The organism is Mariprofundus ferrinatatus (assembly GCF_002795825.1).
GTDB classification, from domain to species: Bacteria; Pseudomonadota; Zetaproteobacteria; order Mariprofundales; family Mariprofundaceae; genus Mariprofundus; species Mariprofundus ferrinatatus.
In genome coordinates this window covers 1,806,694-1,824,077 of sequence record NZ_CP018800.1, presented here as the reverse complement: position 1 = coordinate 1,824,077, position 17,384 = coordinate 1,806,694, and the positions used below count along the sequence as shown (strand labels likewise).

Here is a 17,384-nt window from a genome sequence, read left to right as displayed (position 1 = left end):
CCCAAGAGCCGGAAAAACTACTGTATATGATAACGCTATACCTCCGGGTGCTGGCGGGCAGTGCCATCGCACTAATTATTGCTACCTGGTTCTATCAGGATGCCGCCGAACTCCAGCAGCAGGTGATGGTTGCCGCGGGGTTGCTGTTTCTGCTTCTGCTGGTGATGCAGGCACTGCTCTCCTACAGTAATTTCACACCCCGCAACCAGCTGATGTTCTGCTATGGCGGTGATGCACTGCTGGCAGGGCTGCTGGTGTTTTCTACCGGAGGTGTGACAAGTCCGTTCGCATTTCTTTCAGGCCTGATCATTATTGCCTCAGGCCTGCATGGCATGCGTCTGCTTCCACAGTTGACGTCAATCATTGCCTGTATCTGCTACCTTGCTGCTGCATATGCGGCGGCGTGGAAGATACATTACTCACTGCTTGATGCGCAGCAGTCAACGCATGCACTGCTGCAGGTGTCGGCGCTGCTGCTGGTCGGTGGCGTGATGGCCTTTATCTCCAGACGGCACTCGGCACTGCGCGCGGTCAGCGTCCAGGCTGTGCGGCAGCATCGCCAGCTCAAGGATCTTTATGACCGTGTCATGCTATCCATGCATGAGGGGATGGTGGTGCTCGATGAGGATCGTCATCTCTCCGATATGAATGCTGCAGCGAGAAGGCTGCTTGGATCATTGCAGCTGGAAGAGTTACTCTCCATGCCTGACCTGAATAGATATTTTGAACGGCCTCACGCCCCCACGTGCCAGTTTGATTATAAACACAATGATAAGATCATTCTGGTGCGGGTGACCCGGCTGGATGCGGGCCATGATGCGATGTGGCTGTTAACTCTGGTGGATATCAGTGATGTGCGCAAAATGGAGCAGGAGCTGGTGCAGCAGGAGAAGATGGCTGCTTTGGGGCAGATGGCGGCGATGCTGGCACATGAGATCCGCAACCCGATTCAGACCATGACTCAGGGGCTGGAGTTTATCGATAAAGGGAAAAAAAGTGATGGCATAAATATTAAACATATCCTGCACGATGAGATGTTGCGATTGAATCGCCTGGCCTCAACAATGCTCGATTATGCCAAGCCGATGGTTCCGGCGCCGGAGTCTGTCGATATTTCCGAGCTGATAGCAGCTGCAGTCGCCCAGTATGAGATGACAGGTTCCAGCCGCATTCTATGGAGCTGTGATATTGACCAGATCAATCTCGATCCGGACCATTTCCGGGTGGTGCTTGATAACCTTCTTTCCAATGCCCTGGCCAACAGCAGTAAGGGCGCTGTGCGCATCGACATGCATGCAGAAACGGGTGTGTGGAAGCTTAAGGTTTGCAATCCCGGCAAGGTGCCCGAGAATATCAGGGGGCGGATATTTGAGCCGTTTGTAAGCGGCAGGTCTTCTGGAGTGGGGCTCGGGCTGGCCACTGTTCAGCAGGTGTGTCGAGTCAATGGTTGGCGAGTCGATATCAACTGTCTGAAAGAGTCCACCTGCTTTACGGTAACAGGTGAGATCGGGACAGCAAAAAACAGTGACGGTAAGCTGGCGGCCGCGGGAGAAAATAATGGCTGATATTCTGCTTGTTGAGGATGAGGCGAACGCCAGACAGATACTCTCTCTGGGGCTGAATATGCAGGGGCACCAGGTGAGTGGGTGCGCGTCGGCAGAAGAGGCTGAGCAGTTGATGCAGGCGCAGAACTTTGATGTGGTGCTGACAGACCTGCGCATGGATGGGCGTGATGCAGGCATTGATGTCATCAGGGCCGGAAAGCGTTTGTTGCCCGATGCCAGAATTCTCCTGCTTACCGCCTATGCCAGCGCCGATACGGCTGTGGCAGCGATGAAAGAGGGAGCATTCGACTATCTGACCAAACCGGTGTCGGCTGACGAGCTGGCTGTGGCTGTGGAGATAGCTCTTGCCGACATCGCTTCTGCCGACAGTGCGCATGAGGCTGAAGCGGAAGATGAACTGGCCGTGAAAAATGAGATGCTGATCGGTGAGTCAGAGCCGATGAAGCGGGTGCGTTCGCGGCTCATGCGCGCAGCACAATCCGATTTTACAGTTTTGATCGGTGGCGAATCGGGGACAGGAAAGGAGCTTGCGGCACGTACCGTGCACACCTCCTCCAGTCGTGCCGGTGGACCGTTCGTGCCGGTGCATTGCGGGGCGATTCCCGAGGGGCTGTTTGAATCTGAACTGTTTGGACATCGCAAGGGGGCATTTACCGGAGCTGACCTTGACCGGCCCGGTCTGATCGAGTCCGCCAATGGTGGCACCCTGTTCCTGGATGAGGTCGGGGAGATGCCGCTATCGGTTCAGGTCAAGTTGCTGCGTGTCTTGCAGGAGCGGCGTGTCCGGCGTGTTGGCGATGACCGGGAGCACGATGTGGATGTACGAATTATCGCCGCCACAAATCGCGACCTTGAAGCGGAAGTGCGTAAAGGCACCTTCCGTGAGGACCTTTTTTTCCGGCTGAATGTTGTGCCTGTGCACATGCCTCCCCTGCGTCAGCGCAGGGAGGATATCCCGGTGCTGGCCAGGGCTATTGTGCGGCAGTGGAGTGGGGGACGTTCCACCCTGAGTGAGGGCTGCCTGAAGCGTCTGTCTGAGTTTCCGTTTACGGGCAATGTTCGCGAACTTGAGAACCTTCTGCAGCGTATGCTGGCCCTCAGCGAGAGTGGCGATCTGGATGTTGCCCTGCTCAATGAACTCTACCTGGCACCGCAGCCTGTTTCTGAGATCTCGCTCTATCATCTTCAGCAGCAACAGCAGAATCTGGATGAGTGGATGGAACTGGTGGAGCGGCAGCTGATTGATGAGGCGTTGGCCAGAACCGGGGGGAATATTACGCGCGCGGCGGAGGAGCTGGGTATCAGCTTCCGCTCGTTGCGTTACCGGCTCAAGAAACTGGGGCTCTCCGGAGGAGATGAGTGACACTGTTTGTGTTGGCAGTGGGTATTCTCGGACTGATCTTCGGCAGCTTTGCCAATGTGTGTGTGCACAGGATTCCACGCCGCGAGTCGATCGCCTTTCCGGCCAGTCACTGTCCGGCCTGTAAGCATCCCATTGCATTCAGGGATAATGTCCCGCTCGTTTCATGGATCCTGCTAAAGGGGCGCTGTCGCCACTGTCACGAGCCTATATCGTGGCGTTACCCCCTGCTTGAGGCGATCATGGGATTGAGCTTTGCGGGGCTGGCCTGGCTCTATGGGCCGACGCCGATTCTGCTGATGGCGCTTTCACTGTTTTTTCTGCTCTGGATACTGACCCTGATCGACCTGGAGACATGGCTTCTTCCCAACGCACTGACCTTTCCCGGCATTGCACTCGGGCTCGCCTTTTCATGGTGGTTTGGTTACCTGCAGGAGGCACTGATTGGAGCCGTGGCCGGTTACTGGATCTTCTGGCTGGTCGCCCGCATATTCCTGCTGGTGACCGGTCGTGAGGGGATGGGATACGGTGACTTTAAACTGCTGGCAATGCTGGGCGCATTTATGGGCTGGCAGGCCCTCCCGTTTATTATTCTTGCTTCATCGGTTGCCGGTGTTGTGGTCGGTTCAATCTTTCTTCTGCTTTCACGTCGCGGCATGCGGGCCGAGATTCCATTTGGCCCCTACCTGGCGGTGGCAGGCATGCTCTGGTTTGTCGCAGGCGGGGAGATTGTGGCGTGGTATACAGGGCTGCTCGGGGTAAGCGGGTGAACAGACCGCTGCGAATCGGACTGACCGGCGGTATCGGCAGCGGCAAAAGCGCAACGGCTGTCATGTTTGAAAAACTGGGCGTTCCGGTTCTTGATCTCGACAGGGTGGGGCATGCGGTCATTGCGCCCGGTACAAACGGATCAGCACAGCTGATCGAGGCCTTTGGTGAAAACTTTCTCAATAAGGACGGCACAATCAACCGCGCAGCACTTGCAAACCACTGTTTTAGCAGTGATGCGGAGACCGCAAAGCTCAATGCCATTATGCATCCGCTGATCTGGCGGGCGGAGGAGCAGTGGCTTGAGAAGCTGCAGGCCCCCTATGTCATTGTTGAGGCATCCGTTCTGCTGGAGTCGGGAGGCGTGGGCCGTATGGATGGTGTGATCGTTGTTCTGGCCGATGAGAATGTTCGCCTGAACAGGGTACTGGCGCGTGGCGATCGCAATGAGAAACAGTTTCGCACCATAACGGCACGGCAATGCGGCGATGATCAGCGCAGGCGGGCCGCCACATGGCTTATAGAAAACAATGGCTCCCTGCAGGCACTCGAGGCCGAGGTGAATGCCATACACCGCAAGATTCTTGCTACACTATAGCTAAACGTCTGCCCGGGGAGATGGGAATCCGGAGGGCGGGGATAGTCAAAGAGAGGAGGGGGAAGTATGGCGGCCATCATGCAGAGATCCGGCTTGCCGCTGATGGTGGCGGCTGGAACAATGTGAATGATCCACTGCTGCAGGAGGGGCTGGCCGAGCACAAAGATTACTGATCCGCCCGTATCAAATCTTACTGTTACAGATTGATTCGTTGATGTAGTCTCTCAGGGTTGACATGGGCAGGATGCACATTTAGCAATGCATCCGTTGCCGGTTTTCTCTGGCGTTCCGGCTATCCGTAGTAACTGTCACCTATCAGTAATTCATCAAAGACGTATCAGGTTTCATCTATCCGACCCGTCTATTCACTTGGAGTATTCAATGTCTAACGAAATCGAAGTAGCGCAGGAAGTGGATGCTTCTGAGGCTAAGCCTGCTGATGAGAAACCTGCACGCCGTGGCAGGCCTCGCAAAGTGGTAGAGGCTGCTCCCGAGGCAGCTGTTGCTGCGGAGAAACCTCGTCGCCGAGGCAGGCCTCCCAAGGAGAAGGTTGAAGCTGATGCAGGCGAAAAAGAGGCGCCGCCAGCTGACGTGGCAGCTGAGGAGAAGCCGCGTCGGCGCAGCAGAACGCCCAAGGCCGAAACTTCGGAAAGTGAAGTTGAGGCAAAGGCAGATGCTTCATCCACAAACCATGATGAGGCAGCCAGGGATCAGTCTCAGGAGCATGGCAAACGCCCGCGCTGGAAGAAGGGTGACCGTAACAATAAACCAGACCGTAACGGTAAGCGCGGTCGCCGCGATGATTCCGATGAAAGAATTTCTGACGAAATGGAAGGGGTGACGCTGAACCTGAAGGAGGTTTCGGCCAAGTCACCTACCGAACTGCTGGAACTCGCCGACCAGTACGATATCGAGAATGCCGCCGGCATGCGTAAGCAGGAGCAGGTTTCCGCCATCCTTCGTGCCCACGGGCTGCGTGGCGGCACCATCTACAGTGAGGGCGTGCTTGAGATTCTGCCGGACGGATTCGGCTTCCTGCGCTCTCCCGATGCCAACTACCTTTCAGGCCCGGACGATGTCTATGTCTCGTCGCACCAGATCCGCCGCTTCTTCCTGCGTAAGGGCGATACCGTAGCCGGAGAAATCCGCTCGCCACGCCGCGGCGAGAAATATTTTGCACTGAAAACAGTCGACACCACCAATGGCCAGTCACCCGAGCAGGCGCGTACCAAGGTGCTCTTTGACAACCTGACGCCGCTCTATCCGGATGAGCGCCTGCATATGGAGGTCGAGAATCCAACCAAGAAGGATATCACCGGCCGTATCATCGATATCGTATCGCCGATCGGAAAAGGGCAGCGCGCTCTGCTGGTGGCACCGCCACGTACCGGTAAAACGGTGATGATGCAGTCGATCGCACACTCGATCGAGGCCAATCATCCGGCTGTGGAGCTGATCGTACTTTTGATCGACGAGCGTCCGGAAGAGGTGACCGACATGAAGCGTTCGGTGAAGGGGGAGGTTGTCTCATCCACCTTCGACGAGCCGGCACAGCGCCATGTACAGGTCTCCGAGATGGTGATCGAGAAGGCCAAGCGACTGGTGGAGACCGGCAAGGATGTGGTGATCCTGCTCGATTCGATCACCCGACTCGCGCGCGCCTACAACACCGTTGTGCCATCCTCGGGCAAGATTCTTACCGGTGGTGTGGATGCCAATGCGCTGCACCGCCCGAAACGCTTCTTCGGCGCTGCCCGTAACATCGAAGGTGGCGGCTCCCTGACCATTATCGCCACCGCGCTGATCGAGACCGGCTCCAAGATGGATGAGGTGATCTTCGAGGAGTTCAAGGGTACCGGTAACATGGAGATCAAGCTTGATCGCAAGCTGGCGGACAAGCGTGTATTCCCCTCTATCGACATCGCACCGTCGGGCACCCGCAAGGAGGAGTTGCTTACGCCGCGCGAAGATCTGCAGAAGGTGTGGATCCTGCGCAAGATACTCTCACCGATGGGCACCATTGATGCGATGGAGTTCCTGCTTGATAAGCTCGGCACCACCAAGAACAACGCCGAGTTCTTTGATCGCATGAATCAGTAGAACAAGATGTAGCTAAAACAAAAGGCCGGCTTTGCCGGCCTTTTTTATTGCCTTAATGCATCCGGAAGATGATGGAAGCGGGGGATATGGAAGTCCCAGTGGCCTTCCGGCTCCTGGGTGATCCAGACCGTTTTGCAGCCGAGCTCCCGCGCCACCTTCAGGTTATCGGCCATGTCGTCGACCACCAGCGTGCGCCCCGGATCGCACCCCTCATTTTCGATCAGCAGCGCCAGCGTCTCCTTGCACGGCTTGGGGATGTAATCGTTGAAGCGGATATCGTAGATGCGTTCGAAGTGATGGCGGATGCCAAGCGCGGCAAGAATCCTCTCGGCATGCTCGGTAATGCCGTTGGTGTGGATCACCTTACGCCCCGGCAGCCGGGCCAGCGCCGCATCGAGTTCCTCGTCCTTTTTCAGGATTTCATGTGCGTCGATGTCGTGTACGTCGTGCAGGAAGCCCTCCGGCTCCATGCCGTGGTGCAGCATCATGCCGCGGAGCGTGGTGCCGTACTCCTTCCAGTATTTCACCCTGAGCCGGTCCGCCTCTTTTGCATCGACACCGAGTTCTCTGGCGACATAGGCGGTCATGCGTTTGTCCATACGGGCGAAGACGCCGGTATCGGCGGCATAAAGCGTGTTGTCGAGGTCGATGACGGCTAAATCGAAAGGCACGCTCGGATGCTATCAGGTGACCGGGCGATCAATAACCACTGTTTTTTCAATGGCAGTTTCCGGCCGCGGTCTCAAGCGGACATTCGTTTACATGAATCATTATGTTCTCTCTATTGGAGGTTCAACTGGAGTAACAATAGCTACTCCTTTTCTATTAGAGGCAGATAAATGTGCACAGAGGTACCAAGGCCAGGTGAGCTGTTTATATCAATTATGCCATTGTGATTCTGAACTAGGCCATAGACAACAGACAAACCAAGGCCTTGCCCAATTATTTTATTTTTTGTGGTAAAAAATGGCTCAAAAATATGCTCCATATCTTCATGTGGAATCCCTGTTCCGTTGTCTTTAACTTCCAAATGAGCAAATAGGGTGTTTTTTTGCTCAGGATGACGGCTTCTGAAGTCATCATCTGCCTCAAACATGCCACTCTCAAACTGAATTGCCGGATGTAAAACATCAGCAATTGCATCAACCGCATTTTCGAGCAGATTGTTAACGATCTGTTTGATCTGCATGGGTGAACCACGTATGTAGAGGTCATTTTCAGCGAGGTCAATATAGAGGGAAATATTTTCAGAAACATCGAATTTATGTGTGCCCAATACCTCTTTAACACATTCGTTAAGGCTTATTTCATCTTCTTCAATCATCTCTTTCTGGGTAAAAGTAATGAGCTGTTTAATTACCCCCGTCATTTGAAAGCATAGCTCCTCTGCAATTTCCAGCTTATTAAAGATAGATGGAATAGCTAAAGCCTCTTTTTTTGCCAGATAAAGATTGCCGGTAATCCCCCCCATCTTGTTGTTGAAATCATGAGCTATGCCGCCTATCAGCGTACCCAGTGCCTCCATCTTCTGGGTATGATGTAGTCTCTGCTCTAGAAGTTTTTGGTCGGTAATATCTTCTCCGGAACTCAATGTTGAAACAATGTTACCCCTCTCATCTCTAAATACAGAATTATGCCATGCGACAATCCTTTCTTTGCCATCCTTGGTAACCACAGAGTTTTCATAAAACTCAACAGGTTCTATTTCTCCGGCAATAAGCTTTTCGAAAACCACACCTGCACCGTTTCTATGTTCTGCTGGTAGAAAGTTTTCAAACTAGTTTTTGCCTAGAATATTTTCTTCAGGGTATCCAAGAACTTCGCACGTTTTTTTATTAGCTAGAATGACCTCCTTATCTTTGTTGATTGCAACCATCATAACGCTGGCGGTGTTTAAATATGACTGAGCAATATCACGTTCCTTTTGTATGGCTAGTTCAGCTTTTTTTCGTTTATCTACCTCATGCTCTAGTTGTGAACTCAAGTCGATAAAGCGAGGGAGTTCGCCCATGACCTCTTTAATTAGCCTAGATGCTGGCAGTTGTAATTTTTCCATCCCCAACCAAGGTAAAGGTTCAATCTGATCTTTAGATGACCAGACAATCTCGAATTGCCCATTAGCATTAGCCTTTCCAATAAGCGCTAATTTTGGAGTGTGATTATTCTCTATTATTTGGAATTGACCAAGTGGGCTATCAATCCAAAGCTTTTTCAAGGCCCGATGAATATCTTCCCGTCGGATGCTACCAGCAGCGTTCGCAGCTTTTCCCCATAAGTGGAGTTGAGCATAGGCTGTAGCCATTGGATCGGAGGTTACGGCACATCTATTAATGTTGTTTTGAACCTTTTCAATAAAGGCTCGATTTTCAGCTGTATTAACTGTTTGGAAATAGCTCCAGCAAGTGTAGTGGCCATTGATTTCTTCTGTGATGCTTTCTGCCTCAGTCTCTCCTATGCTGACTGCCATCACAGGAAACTCTTCTGCATCCATACCTTTTTGATGTAACTGCTTATAGAAGAATAAGTTTGAATCACCGTTGAGAGTGTTAAATACAACATCCGGCTTGTGCTGCTTGATCAAATCAATGGTGCTAGAAAATTTCTTATCCCCAAGTGGGTGATAAATATCTTCAACTATTTTACCACCTGCTTGCAGAACAATGGAGCGAATAAGGCGATTAGCTGTCCGTGGAAACACATAGTCAGAACCGACCAAGAAAAAACTTTTCCCTAAGTGCTCAATGCACCACTGAACAGCTGGTTCGATCTGTTGGTTAAGGGTGCTTCCTGTGTAATAGATGTTCGGGGATTGTTCGATGCCCTCATACTGAATGGGGTACCAAAGCTGAGTGGAAGAACCCTCAATAACATCTTTCACTGCCTTTCTAGAAGCAGAGGTCCAGCAGCCAAATATGGTGGGTATCCCAGATTGCCTTAGTTCGCGAGCTTTTCTGGAAAATTCGAGCGGATCGGAAGCTCCATCTGCGATGACAGTTTCTACCTGTTCTCCTAGAACTCCACCTGTCTCATTTATCTCATCAATGGCCATTTTAATGATTTGTACAAGCGGAGCTTCACTTATGGCCATGGTACCAGTTAAAGAATGAAGGATGCCAATACGTATCATATAACTATTATAGCCTTTTTGCTAAATGTCTGCTTCTGGCCGCTTTCAGCCAGCGGCGACTCTTGATGTTAGCTGGCCGGCAAAGGAGTCGAGAAGGTTGCTTCTGAAGATCGAGACCAGAACCCAGAGCATGGCCAGCGGCAACAGCAAGACCTGCACGACAAAGATGGCGAGATAGGCGGTCATCAGGTTGAGCAACGAGGTGATGATGCTATCCGCATTCTCCACCATGGTATCCAGCGCTTCTTTCGTCCGTTTCACCTTGTCGGCAGCCCCGGATGTCATCGACGAGAAGAGCCCCTGATTCTGCTCCGGAGCCATGCTGCTCATCTCATCGTATCGATCTGAAACGATGCCGAGCTTGGTAGTCGCCTCCTCGATGCCGGGCTCAAGCCAGCCGCTATAGAGTGCATCGCTGACGATGGCAGAGAGCGGCAACATGAATCTCAGCAGCAGCAGGATCAGTCCCAGTTTAAAAATGAGCTGCATCAGCGGGGCGGATGCCTGCCCGAGCCAGAGTATCGGCACGGCCAGCAGCAACAGTAGCGCAATCGTCTTGAAGGATAGCGCTTCACCGATCTCGTAACCCAGCTTCTGGATGCCGAGCGAGGCGATGGCTGTCACCAGCATCGAGGAGAGCCGTTCGGTCATATCGTTGATCGGATCGAGCACCTGGCCGGCAGCGATCGAAAGGCCGAGGCCGCCGGGAGCCACCTCGATATGCGACTCCTGTACCACTGAAACCACCGCATTGACGCCGCGCGTGGTGGCGTAGGCGATGCCGGCCGCCTTGATCGATTCGGAGAAGTAGCTGTCGGCCGCCGCATCGACGGCAGGCAGTTTGATGAAGGAAGCGCCATAGAAGAGGGCGCTGGCGATGAGCAGCAGCAGGGCTGCTTTCAGCCGGTTATTCATGGCGCTGGCGGGATGGTTATCCCTTCTGGTCGGTAGCGACCAGCCAGACCGCATGCAGCACACCGGGCAGCACGCCGAGCAGGGTCAGCACGATATTGATAAAGAAGTGCTTGCTGGCGCCGACCTGCAGGAATGCGCCGACAGGTGGCAGAAAGATGGCAAGAATGAGGTTCACGATATTCATGGATCACTCCCGGATGGTGGAATTCAGCCGATTGTCATGATCGTGCAGCGGCTTGTCGATAGGCGTGGTTACAGGTGATGCACTCTGCCTCTAGTTGACCGCATTGCGGGCGTTTTCAATCTCGGCCATCGTCTGCCTGTACAGCGTGCTGCTGTCATCGATGCGGACAGCCTGCTCGATTGCCCGCATCGCCTCTTCAAAGTGGCCCTGCTCAAGATATACCTGGGCAAGGTTGTTGAGCGGCTGGGCGGCATCAGGATGGGTCTTTGTGGCAGCGCTGAATGCCATGGCGGCACCCTGCAGATCGCCCTGCGCATAACGGATATTGCCAAGGCCGATATGCGCCGCAAGGCTCTCCGGCCACTGTTTCGTGGCGGCTTCATAGGCCTTCATCGCCGCACTGTTTTTTCCGGATCGCTCGAGCGCCACGGCTGCGCGCAGATAGGCACCCTCTTCAGCGCCTGCAGGAAGCGATCCTGCAGTGGCAACGACCATGGCCCATGAGCCGGCCCTTACCCAGGTGCGTTCAAAGGTGGAGAGAGGAATCGTATAGCCGGGTATATCACCCGAATGCAGGCTGATGCTCTTGCTGCCAAGGTCGTAAGCGGTAACCACCGCATAGTGCCACTGCGGTGCAAAACTGAGGCCGAGGTTCTGGAATACCACTACCGGGTGGCCCGCTTCGATCTCTTTGAGGATCGAAGCCAGTTGCGGTTTGAGGGGGTAGGCCATCAGGCCGTAACTGCGCGGCAGCGCTTTCATCTCAACCTGCAGAGAACCCTGCCTGCCCGGAATGAACAGGCTGGAACGCAACGATTCAGGCGTAACCGCCACGCCGGCATGGTTCATTGCCATGGCCAGCGAGGCCGGTCCGCACTGGAAATCCTGCTGCGGATAAAAAGGGACACCGGCAACCTGCGCCGAGACTTTCATATCCGCCGGTTTATCATTGGCCAGCGATGCGCTCTGCCTGGCGGCACAGCCGCCAAGCAGGGTCGCAGCCAGCACTACACCTGCAAAAAGGCGGGTGTAGCGGAGCCTTTTAACGGCCATGATGGTTCACGAACGGGAAGACGCTGGTCAGACCAAGTACGTCGGTGATCAGCAGTACCAGAAAGATGAATACTGCAGCGCCGATCACTTCGCCGATAAGGCCGCCTGCGGGCAATTCATCAATCTTGCCGGCTAACATCTGTACCTCTTCATCGTTCAGCTGAGCAACGCGAATCTTTGCTTCATCCGCCGATACTCCGTGACTCTGGAGCTCCTGTTGTACCTCAGCGCGATCCAGGAACGCGACAAGCTTTTCGCGATCCGTCTCGCTCTGCTGTGATATCACGACCGCTTCAGTCGGAACCATGGCAGCATGGGCAGAGGGCAACTGGATGCTCATCACCGCCATGGTCAGGGCCATGAATGAAACAGCTGTTTTCTTAAGGAACTTTCTCATATGTTTACTCCTTGTTCATACGTTGAATATTTTTCATCTGTTCTACCAAGTATGAATATTGCGAGATGGTATGAGGAGGCGATGGCGATTCTGTGATGCAGCAGACAATTCACCGGTTATGCAAAATGCTTGAAAGCTGCTGTGGCAGGAGCTCCCGTTGAAAATGGAGACCCTGCTGATTCTTGGCTGCGGATATGTCGGCGAAAAGCTGGCCGTAGCAGCTGCCGCTGAAGGCATGCGGGTGATCGCCACGACCCGAAACAAGCATCGTGCAGATGCGCTGGCAGGAATCGGCATAGAAGCTGTCATTGTACCTTCTCCTGCCGATCTGGCGGCAACACTGCTGGCCGAGGTTGATGCGGTTGTCGACTCGATACCGCTAACCCGCAGCGAGGGCGGGCTGTACGCATCTCAGTTGAATTGGCTGACGCAGCTTGCACCCGGGCTCACTAACACCAAGTGGGCGGGATACCTTTCCACCACGGGCGTCTACGGCGATGCAGGAGGTGCCTGGGTGGATGAGGCCTATCCATGTCATCCCAGCAGTGCACGTGGCGGTGAACGCTTAAAGGCGGAGCAGTGCTGGCTTGAATCCGGACTTCCGGCCGAGGTGTTCCGGCTTGCCGGCATCTACGGGCCTGAGCGTAACATACTGGGGTGGCTCAAAGAGGGCGGTTACAAGGCGGTGGCCTGGCAACCGGCGCACTGGTCCAACCGCATTCATGTCGATGATATCGTGGCGGCACTCATGGCTGCGATGCATGCGCCCGTGATGGGGCGTATCGTCAACCTGGCCGACGATGAGCCGCTGCCGCACAGTGAATATGTCACGCAGCTGGCCAGCCTGATCGGGGCGCCGGCTCCCGAGATATTGAGTCCGGAGAGGGGGGAGCGGGAGTTGACTCCGATGGCGCTGGAATTCTTCCGCGATAACAAGCGCATCAGTAACCGGCTTCTGCACCGGGAACTGCTGCCCAACCTGAAGTATCCCTCATTCAGGGATGCCGTCTCCGAGCTCATGCAACATGAGCGGCTGCTTTTCTGCTAGAGTTACAGAATGGATGCTGAACAGTTTCAGGCCGCTGCCGAAAAGTTGCTCAACCAGTTGCCGGCCAGGTTCCGCAAGGCGATGGAGAATGTGGTGATTGTGGTGGACGATTTTGCCAGCAGCAGGGTACTGAAAGAGATGCATGCAGACTCACCCTATGATCTGCTTGGCCTCTATGAGGGGCATCCGATTACCGAGAGAGAAGCGGTCGATTCCGGCATGCTGCCCGATATGATTCACCTCTACCGCTTGCCTATTCTGGCTATGCAGAGGGATTCAGGGTTGAGTGTCGAGTCCTGTATCTATGATGTGCTTATCCATGAGATCGGCCACTATTTTGGCTTCTCCGATGCTCAGATGGAGGTGATCGAAGCAGAAAGGGGGGCAATACATTGAATAGCAGTTTTGAAACCATAGCGGTGCTGCAGGCGCAGCTTGCTTCTATTCTGGCAGGCAAGGATGGTGTTATCCGTCAGCTGCTGATCACGCTGCTCTCTGGCGGCCACCTGCTGATCGAGGATGTGCCGGGTGTGGGTAAAACCACGCTGGCACATGCGCTTGCCAACAGCCTCGACAGCGATTTCGGCCGCATCCAGTTTACCGCCGACCTGCTGCCGGCCGACATCGTCGGCGTGGAGATATTCGATCCGGCCAAGCAGCAGTTCGATTTTCATCCGGGGGCGGTATTTCACCACATCGTGCTGGCCGACGAGATCAACCGTGCCACGCCCAAGGCCCAGTCTGCACTGCTCGAAGCGATGGCCGAAGGGCAGGTGACGATCGAGCGGGAGACACGGAGACTTCCGCAACCATTTTTCGTGATCGCGACGCAGAACCCCAATGAACATATGGGCACATTCCCGCTGCCGGAATCGCAACTCGACCGCTTCTTTATGCGTATTTCGATCGGTTATCCGGATAGCGAGGCGGAACGCAAGGTATTGCTTGGCGAAGCTGGACAGGTGCGGCTTCATACACTGCAGCCGGTAGCAAACTGGCATGATATTCTGGCCGCACGTCAGTCGATTGCTGAACTCGATGTTTCCGAGGCGCTTCTGGATTACCTTCTGAAGCTGCTTGAAGAGAGTCGCAGTGGCGAGTGGCTGAAGCAGGGGATCAGTCCGCGAGCAGGACATGATCTGATGCGAGCCGCCCGTGCCGAAGCATGGCTGGCAGGTCAATCCTATGTCACGGCGGCTGACCTGCAGTCGGTTTGGCTGTCATGCCTGGCACATCGCGTGCTGGCTGCGGGCGACAGTGTTGAGGCACTTGCTGCGCTATTGGAAAGTGTCCCGGTTCCAGCCTGAAAGCGGGCGGATTCGTGTGAACAGGCTCTGAATTGGCTTACGATCCGGCTGATCTCAAGCTGCCACACTGGCTGTTACGTCTCCTTGATGTGCTGGTCGCCATCCGTATTCCGCTCGGTTTTGGCTGGAAGATCGGCCTAACCAGGCCCGGTATCATCTTTTCAGCGGCCATCACAGGCGTCTGGGCGGCCGCATTTTATTCCGGCAACAACCTGCTCTACCTCTGTGGCGCGATGATTACAGCGGTGAGCGTGGCCTCGGTCAGCAATACTGTTCGCATGCTTCGCCGCTTTCCTGATCCCGGATCGCTGTTGCCGATAGTGCAGGCGGGCAGTGTGACGGTGCTGCGCAGAAGCGGTGCCCTGACCTCTCCGGCAGCAGCGATGGTTGATGTCGATCTCTCTTATTCTACCGGGAACTTCTCCCTTATGGCCCGCTGTGAAGGTGAAGAACTTCGACTGGAGGGTCGTCTCAGGCCGCAGCGGCGAGGGGTCTACAGCTGCAGTTCGCTGACTCTCTCGACGGACGCTCCGCTTGGTCTGTTTCCGGTTGTTTTCCGGCGCAAGGGAGATGGCGATTTGGTCGTGATGCCTGAACCTGTGCCCTGGTACCCAAACAGAGGCAACGGCAGAACCCAGGCCGGGCAGACTCCTGCCGGCGGCGATGAGTGGCTTGATCTCCGCAGTTATGTGCCGGGCGATCCGCTTTCAAGGGTGCACTGGCGCAAGGCCTCCGGTGATATCAGCAGCTGGAAGGTCAAACGATTTGCATCGGAAACAGAGCATTCGCATGAGATGCTGCTGCGAGTTGATCTGCGATTGCCTGCGGGGATGGATGCATCTGCATTTGAGCGAATGCTCGGGCGTGTCTGGTTCTGGGTTCTGGAGCAGCGTGGTGATGCAACGCTGCTTCTTGGGCAGCAAACTTTTGAGTTGGTTGAAGGTTTAAAGTCAGGCGCACTCCAGCGTGCGATTGCCTCTGCATCTCCTGAAACGACCCCGGCCATCGGCGAGGGCGGCTTATTACTTGCGGTGGCCGATGAATAGCTCCAGCAGCCTGTTGCGAGCAGAGCGGTTGACGCTGGCGGTGCTGCTCTGCGGTGTGGCAGCGCTCGCATTATCGGATTTCGTGAGCCCCTTCTACTGGCTGCTTTCGGTCGTGGCGGCGCTGTTTCGCCTCTGGCGTGGACCTGAATTTAAATTGAGTGAAATGCAGGCCAGCCTTGTCGGCTGGTTCGGTTTCGTCTGGGTTATTCTTGAACTGTTTCTCGGCAGGGAGCTGGTGGTCGCATTTACCGATTTCCTGCTGATCCTCGCCTTTGCCATCGTCGTTGAAGCGGCCACGCCGCGTAATCACCTGCATCGCATGCTGGTAGGCGTTTTTCTCGTTCTGGCAGGAGCCGTGCTGACCGATTCAGTGCTCTATGTTCTGCCACTGTTTGCCATGATGTGGTCTCTTTGGCGTGCAGCATCCTGCCTTTACGGTCTGAATTGGCAGGGCGGCGACCTTGCCCTGCTGCCGCTGCGCCAGGAGATGCGCTGGATGTTGCTGATGATGGCGGTGACCGGACTGCTTTTTGTTATCCTGCCGCGTTTTGAGTTCCACTCGCTGCTCAAGGCCGCACAGCCACGTATGGAGACCAGTGGTTTTTCCGATCTGGTTCAGTTGGGCGACTTTGCCAGAACTCTCGATGCGCGGATTGCAATGCGGGTAGAGCCGGTCGACCTGACCGCAGATGGCGTTGCTGATTTTCAGAAGTGGGCAATGGGACGCTACTGGCGTGGCTCTGTTCTCTCCCGCTTTACCGGTAACGGTTGGCAGAAAGTGGTATCGAAAGAGCAGTTTCATCTGGGCAGGGGTGAAGACTTTGTGGCGGGCGGCGGGGAGTCGATCCGGGTGGCGATGTACAGGGAGGCCAGTGACCACGCTTATATCCAGCTGCCGCAGGGGTTGATTAGAATCCACGACCTGCCACAGCCTGTCCGTTTTGATTCGGCTATGGCCGTCCAGTTTGCCAAAGCACCATCGCGTCGTCTGCGCCTGTTGATGGATGTGGCTTCATCTCGGGAACTGGCTGTGATGCCGGAGCCGCAGGGGTGGGAGCGCTCTCAGTCGAACATTCCGGATGCTGTTCGCAGTTGGGTGGCGCAGTTTAGCAAAGAGGGGAGCGGGCAGGGCGAGGCACTCTCCCGTGTGGCGGCTGAATTGCGCAGCTGGGATTATGATCTGAATGCGCCCATCGATGCTGCAAGGCCGGTAGAATCATTTCTGAACCTGAAACGCGGCCACTGTGAACTGTATGCCACTATGCTGGCACTGGCGGCGCGAACGCTCGGAATCCCCTCCAGGGTAGTGAATGGATATCTGGGTGGCGACTGGAACGAGGTGGGCGAGTTTCTGCAGGTCAGGCATCTCAACGCACACAGCTGGGTTGAGGTGTGGCTGAACGGTCGCTGGCAGCGCATGGATGCTACGCCGGCAGCGCGCTCCGGATTGCTGGAAATAAGTTTCCCGACACTGGAGCAGCTATGGGAGTCGGTAAAACTGGGCTGGTACAGGTATGTGCTCGAGTTTCAGAATTCTGATCGCGTCAATTTCATCAGAGCGCTCTGGCAGAGCCTCAGGGTCTACGGGGAGTGGCTGCTTTCAGGAGTGCTGGCCACAGGCATACTGCTCATCTTCTGGCGTTACGGGAAAAGGTTACGTTTGTTGAATAAGCGGAAACAGGTCGGCTCACTCTGGCCTGAACTGGATCACTGGCTGACCAGGCGTGGTGTGGTGCGGCCGCCGCACGTTCCGCTCCGCAGTGCTGCCGTGCCAGAGGGTGTAAACCACGATTTGTGGCGGAGATTTGTTCGCCAGTGGGAGGCGCAGGTGTATGGAAAAGAGGCGGTATGGAAGAAATCCGACCTGAAGCGCCATTTACGTGCGCTTTTGAAAAGCTACTGATACTATTTCCGCC

18 protein-coding genes and 1 pseudogene are annotated in these 17,384 nt (G+C 55.0%); 11 read left to right on the top strand and 8 right to left on the bottom strand.

Going from position 1 to position 17,384, the window contains the following annotated elements; translation table 11 throughout:
* Positions 1-26 precede the first annotated feature (26 nt).
* The 6 genes from Ga0123462_RS08850 (at position 27) to rho (ending at position 6,391) form a co-directional block, all read left to right on the top strand.
* Positions 27-1,565: a sensor histidine kinase gene (locus Ga0123462_RS08850; RefSeq protein WP_100265963.1), complete on the top strand. Its 1,539-nt coding sequence runs from the start codon at positions 27-29 to the stop codon at positions 1,563-1,565.
* The gene (locus tag Ga0123462_RS08845; RefSeq protein WP_100265962.1) at positions 1,558-2,928 is read left to right on the top strand and encodes a sigma-54-dependent transcriptional regulator; all 1,371 of its coding nucleotides are present in this window, start codon (positions 1,558-1,560) and stop codon (positions 2,926-2,928) included. The genes Ga0123462_RS08850 and Ga0123462_RS08845 overlap by 8 nt, the downstream gene beginning before the upstream one ends.
* The gene (locus Ga0123462_RS08840) at positions 2,925-3,695 is read left to right on the top strand and encodes a prepilin peptidase (RefSeq protein ID WP_100265961.1); all 771 of its coding nucleotides are present in this window, start codon (positions 2,925-2,927) and stop codon (positions 3,693-3,695) included. The genes Ga0123462_RS08845 and Ga0123462_RS08840 overlap by 4 nt, the downstream gene beginning before the upstream one ends.
* The gene (gene coaE / locus Ga0123462_RS08835; RefSeq protein ID WP_100265960.1) at positions 3,692-4,291 is read left to right on the top strand and encodes a dephospho-CoA kinase; all 600 of its coding nucleotides are present in this window, start codon (positions 3,692-3,694) and stop codon (positions 4,289-4,291) included. The genes Ga0123462_RS08840 and coaE overlap by 4 nt, the downstream gene beginning before the upstream one ends.
* Before the next feature lie 20 nt (positions 4,292-4,311).
* The gene (locus tag Ga0123462_RS11385; RefSeq protein ID WP_157821323.1) at positions 4,312-4,464 is read left to right on the top strand and encodes a hypothetical protein; all 153 of its coding nucleotides are present in this window, start codon (positions 4,312-4,314) and stop codon (positions 4,462-4,464) included.
* Between the two features lie 655 nt (positions 4,465-5,119).
* On the top strand, positions 5,120-6,391 hold the full coding sequence (gene rho / locus Ga0123462_RS08830; protein ID WP_232726694.1) for a transcription termination factor Rho: 1,272 nt from the start codon (positions 5,120-5,122) through the stop codon (positions 6,389-6,391).
* A gap of 44 nt (positions 6,392-6,435) precedes the next feature.
* On the opposite strand, the gene Ga0123462_RS08825 is transcribed toward rho, so the two are convergent.
* The 8 genes and pseudogenes from Ga0123462_RS08825 to Ga0123462_RS08795 all read right to left on the bottom strand — a co-directional run bounded on the left by Ga0123462_RS08825 (position 6,436) and on the right by Ga0123462_RS08795 (position 12,067).
* Positions 6,436-7,062: a pyrimidine 5'-nucleotidase gene (locus Ga0123462_RS08825; RefSeq protein ID WP_100265958.1), complete on the bottom strand. Its 627-nt coding sequence runs from the start codon at positions 7,060-7,062 to the stop codon at positions 6,436-6,438.
* A gap of 140 nt (positions 7,063-7,202) precedes the next feature.
* Positions 7,203-7,862, bottom strand: coding sequence for a sensor histidine kinase (locus Ga0123462_RS11675; protein WP_418287837.1), 660 nt, complete (start codon positions 7,860-7,862; stop codon positions 7,203-7,205).
* A gap of 81 nt (positions 7,863-7,943) precedes the next feature.
* A pseudogene (locus tag Ga0123462_RS11595) lies at positions 7,944-8,147 on the bottom strand (PAS domain S-box protein); the annotation flags it as partial.
* Positions 8,148-8,168: 21 nt separating this feature from the next.
* A complete protein-coding gene (locus tag Ga0123462_RS08815; RefSeq protein WP_100265956.1) occupies positions 8,169-9,518 on the bottom strand; it encodes a transporter substrate-binding protein in 1,350 nt (449 codons plus the stop codon).
* A 45-nt stretch (positions 9,519-9,563) separates the two neighbouring features.
* Positions 9,564-10,487, bottom strand: a complete 924-nt coding sequence (locus Ga0123462_RS08810) for a hypothetical protein (protein ID WP_232726426.1) — start codon at positions 10,485-10,487, stop codon at positions 9,564-9,566.
* Positions 10,450-10,617 (bottom strand): YqaE/Pmp3 family membrane protein, encoded by a 168-nt coding sequence (locus Ga0123462_RS08805; protein WP_100265954.1) that lies wholly within the window; start codon positions 10,615-10,617, stop codon positions 10,450-10,452. The genes Ga0123462_RS08810 and Ga0123462_RS08805 overlap by 38 nt, the downstream gene beginning before the upstream one ends.
* Positions 10,618-10,707: 90 nt before the next feature.
* Positions 10,708-11,670, bottom strand: a complete 963-nt coding sequence (locus tag Ga0123462_RS08800; RefSeq protein WP_100265953.1) for a PA2778 family cysteine peptidase — start codon at positions 11,668-11,670, stop codon at positions 10,708-10,710.
* Positions 11,660-12,067 carry a PA2779 family protein gene (locus tag Ga0123462_RS08795; RefSeq protein ID WP_100265952.1) on the bottom strand — a complete coding sequence of 136 codons (408 nt, stop codon included), beginning with the start codon at positions 12,065-12,067 and terminating at the stop codon, positions 11,660-11,662. The genes Ga0123462_RS08800 and Ga0123462_RS08795 overlap by 11 nt, the downstream gene beginning before the upstream one ends.
* A 163-nt stretch (positions 12,068-12,230) precedes the next feature.
* Here Ga0123462_RS08795 and Ga0123462_RS08790 point away from each other — a divergent pair, with 163 nt between their 5' ends.
* Genes Ga0123462_RS08790 through Ga0123462_RS08770 form a run of 5 tightly spaced genes read left to right on the top strand, consistent with a single transcriptional unit; the run spans position 12,231 to position 17,371 of the window.
* Positions 12,231-13,115, top strand: a complete 885-nt coding sequence (locus tag Ga0123462_RS08790) for an SDR family oxidoreductase (protein WP_198507434.1) — start codon at positions 12,231-12,233, stop codon at positions 13,113-13,115.
* A gap of 9 nt (positions 13,116-13,124) precedes the next feature.
* Positions 13,125-13,511 carry a metallopeptidase family protein gene (locus tag Ga0123462_RS08785; protein WP_100265951.1) on the top strand — a complete coding sequence of 129 codons (387 nt, stop codon included), beginning with the start codon at positions 13,125-13,127 and terminating at the stop codon, positions 13,509-13,511.
* Positions 13,508-14,422 carry an AAA family ATPase gene (locus Ga0123462_RS08780; RefSeq protein ID WP_100265950.1) on the top strand — a complete coding sequence of 305 codons (915 nt, stop codon included), beginning with the start codon at positions 13,508-13,510 and terminating at the stop codon, positions 14,420-14,422. Before Ga0123462_RS08785 ends, Ga0123462_RS08780 begins: the two co-directional genes overlap by 4 nt.
* Positions 14,423-14,454: 32 nt before the next feature.
* Complete coding sequence (locus tag Ga0123462_RS08775; RefSeq protein WP_100265949.1) at positions 14,455-15,468, top strand: DUF58 domain-containing protein; 1,014 nt, start codon at positions 14,455-14,457, stop codon at positions 15,466-15,468.
* Positions 15,461-17,371: a transglutaminase TgpA family protein gene (locus Ga0123462_RS08770; protein WP_100265948.1), complete on the top strand. Its 1,911-nt coding sequence runs from the start codon at positions 15,461-15,463 to the stop codon at positions 17,369-17,371. The genes Ga0123462_RS08775 and Ga0123462_RS08770 overlap by 8 nt, the downstream gene beginning before the upstream one ends.
* Positions 17,372-17,384: the final 13 nt, after the last annotated feature.